Annotated in this window: 1 protein-coding gene and 1 pseudogene; both read left to right on the top strand. The window is 44.6% G+C overall.

The annotated features are described in order from the left end of the window. Positions 1-28: 28 nt before the first annotated feature. The gene (locus tag R7044_RS25755; protein ID WP_225456065.1) at positions 29-445 is read left to right on the top strand and encodes a DUF350 domain-containing protein; all 417 of its coding nucleotides are present in this window, start codon (positions 29-31) and stop codon (positions 443-445) included. Between the two features lie 8 nt (positions 446-453). Then, positions 454-673: pseudogene (locus R7044_RS25760) on the top strand (hypothetical protein); the annotation flags it as partial.

The following is a 673-nucleotide window of genomic DNA, read 5'->3' on the forward strand; positions in this document are numbered from 1 at the left end:
CATGGAAAGAAATGAACAAGGAACAATAATGCACATGATTGCCGGCCTGTTAGCAGGTTTTCCAAACTTTTTACTCTACTTCTCAGTATCCATTATTTTTGTTTTGGCGTTTAAGTTCATCTACGTCAAGCTTACGCCTTATGATGAATGGCATCTGATCAAGGAAAAGCAAAATACCGCAGCCGCAGTGGCGTTGAGTGGGGCTTTTCTGGGTTATTGTATTGCGATTTCGGGGGCGGCAAAAAACTCAGTCAACATTGTCGACTTTATGGTTTGGGGCGTTGTTGCCATGCTTGCGCAAATCATCGCATTTGCCATCGTGCGTTTTATTTTGCTGCCAAGAGTTACTGAGCGTATCGAAAAAGATGAGCTGCCTGCAGGCATTGTACTTGCGGCGGTTGCTATATCGGTCGGCATGTTGAATGCTGCTTGTATGACGTACTAGGAGTAACGATGAAGCGCAGTTCCAACGTTAAACGTTCTTCCATGGATAAAAGCTTAAAGCTTGGAAAAATCATACCGTTCGCGGCATTTGGCGGAATTTTCTTCCTTGCGACCCAAGAATCAAAGACTGAAGGCTACATTTTTTCTGACGCCGATGAATGTAAATCCAACTCGCCAGAGTTTAGTGAGCAGTGTGATATAGCTTACCAAGAGGCATTGGCTCGTGCTG

The organism is Vibrio sp. 1402, from assembly GCF_033340275.1.

Excerpts from the sequence above, each read along its gene's own strand:
- R7044_RS25755 (WP_225456065.1), top strand. The coding sequence starts at position 29 with ATGCACATGATTGCCGGCCTGTTAGCAGGTTTTCCAAACTTTTTACTC.